The following is a 2,184-nucleotide window of genomic DNA, read 5'->3' on the forward strand; positions in this document are numbered from 1 at the left end:
AAGGCGCGCCGCGGGACCAGGCCGGGCGGCTGCGCGACTGCGCCGTCAGCGCGGGCCAGGCGGCGCTGGCGGCTGGCGGCGCCAACACCCAGGCGGAGCGCAATGCGTGGCGGGAAGAGCTGCTCGCCGCGCTGTACGACCGCCGCGCCGGGACGCCGCGCGCCAGCATCTGCCCGGACAACGAGACGATGCGCAGCGAGGCCGAGACGCTGCTGCGCGATGCGCCCGGCAATGCCAGCGCGCGGTTCCATGGGGCGAGCGCGCGGATGATCGGCGTCTCCGTCTCCTGCGGCGCGGACGACCGGCGCTGCCCGGACCTGGCAGAGGCGCAGAGGCTGCTCACGCCGCCGAACAATGCCGACCCGCGCTGGGCCCAGACGGCCGAGGGCGTGCGCACGCTGCAGCGCGTGGTGGTGGGCTGCCCGGAGGGCTGAACGCCGGCACCAGACAACCAGGAAAGCGGATCGAGGCAGAGCCTGGATCCGGGATCGCGAGGCGCGTCCTTGCCGATACCGTCGGCCGCCCAAGGTGCCTCAGCGCAGGGCGCCCAGGCCGAGCCGCCGGATGGCGCCACCGGCGCTTGAGGCAAAACAACATTTAGGGGCTCAGCCTCGATCCGGGAGCGTAAAGCGCGACCGCGCCCCGACCGTCATCCGCGCCCGGCGCGCCAGTGCACGCCACGCAAGCCCATCCGCCGCATGGCGGCGCCGGCGCCTGAGGCAACGAAAAAGCGGATCGAGGCGAAGCGTCGATCCGGGAGCGAAAGGCGCGACCGCGCCGAACCCATCAGGCGCGCCCGGCGTGACAGCCCACGGCGCGCAAGCCAAGCCGCCGCATGGCGGCGCCAGCGCCTGAGGCAGGCAACTACGTGATCCGATCCAGTTCCTTCTCGTCCAGCGTCCCCGGCACCAGCGTCATGGGCACGGTCAGGCGGCTGGCGTAGCGGCCGGTCAGCGCGGTGATCAGCGGGCCCGGCCCGCCGGTGCCCGGCGCCATGGCGAGCACCAGGATCGAGATGCGCGGATCCTCCTCGAGCAGCTTCAGCAGCTCGTCCCGCGGCTCGCCCTCGCGGATGATCAGGATCGGGAAGCCGCCGGTGATCTCGTTCACCTCGGCGGCGAGGCCGGAGAGCATCTTCTCCGCTTCCTCCCGCCGCTCCTCCTGCATCATCACGCCGACGCCGGCCCATTCCACCAGGCCCACGGGCTCGATCACGCGGAGCAGCGCGACGCGGCCGCCGCCCTTGCGCGCGCGGAGGCAGGCGTAGCGCAAGGCGACTGCCCGCTCGGCGCTGTCATCCACCACGACCAGGAAGATGCGGTCGCGCTTGGCGGCGGTGGCGGCGGCGGCGGCTTCCTCGGATCCGGGCATGGCGTTCCCTCAGCTGCGGCGGAACAGGACGCTGCCGAGCCATCCGGCCAGCGCGGCAAGCAGGATGCAGACCACACCATAGAGCAGCGGCGCGGTGCGGGCGACGTGGGCGATGGAGGCGGCGGTGCCGACGCGCTCCACCCGCAGGAACAGTTCCTGGCGCGCGACGATGCGGCGTTCGCGCAGCAGCAGCACCTCGATCCGGTAGTCGCCCGTCTGCACCGTGTCCGGGAAGGCGACGCGCGCGCTGAACAGGCGCCCGCCCGCGACGGTGACGGGCGCGGCGTATTCCTGCCAGCGCCGGTCCTGCTGCTTGAGGTCGAGCAGCGCCGCCCGGAAGGCAGGCGCCTGGCTGCCCGTGGCGCGCAGCGGCAGCGCATCGAGCCCGAGCCGCGAGGTGCGGCGCGTGTCCTCGGGCAGCACCTCCCACACCGGGCGGGTCGCGGCGATGGCGTAGAAGCCGGGCACCTCGGGGAAGGTGGCGGCGGGACCGTTCACCCAGAAGCCGAGCACGTTGACCTTCCGCCGCACCACGGTGGGCTGAGACGGGCCGGTGGCGACGACCACCACATCCTCGCCCGTCGCCGGGCCGAGCAGGTTCTCGGTGGCACCGAAGACGAGGACGGAGGCGCCGGTGAAGCCGGTCGAGATCTCCACCCGGTCGGTCGAGAGGTCGACGGTCAGCGCGGGTGTCGGCGGGGGCGCCTGCGCCGCCGCCGCGCCGGTCCAGAGCGCGGCGAGCAGCGCCAGCGCCGCGCGCCGCGTCACGGCACGGGCCCGATGGCAAAGAGGTTTTCCGGCGCGCGCACCAGG

At 73.9% G+C, this 2,184-nt stretch carries 3 protein-coding genes; 1 reads left to right on the forward strand and 2 read right to left on the reverse strand.

The window, feature by feature from the left end:
• Positions 1 to 434 (forward strand): hypothetical protein (locus tag HW577_RS23985; RefSeq protein ID WP_198378616.1); only part of this gene is annotated, 434 nt, incomplete at its 5' end.
• A 430-nt stretch (positions 435 to 864) separates the two neighbouring features.
• On the opposite strand, the gene HW577_RS23990 is transcribed toward HW577_RS23985, so the two are convergent.
• A complete protein-coding gene (locus HW577_RS23990) occupies positions 865 to 1,371 on the reverse strand; it encodes a universal stress protein (RefSeq protein WP_198378617.1) in 507 nt (168 codons plus the stop codon).
• 9 nt (positions 1,372 to 1,380) lie between these two features.
• Positions 1,381 to 2,184: TIGR02186 family protein (locus tag HW577_RS23995; protein ID WP_232475213.1), on the reverse strand; the 804-nt coding region annotated here is incomplete at its 5' end.

This window comes from Neoroseomonas rubea, from assembly GCF_016106015.1.
GTDB lineage: Bacteria > Pseudomonadota > Alphaproteobacteria > Acetobacterales > Acetobacteraceae > Neoroseomonas > Neoroseomonas rubea.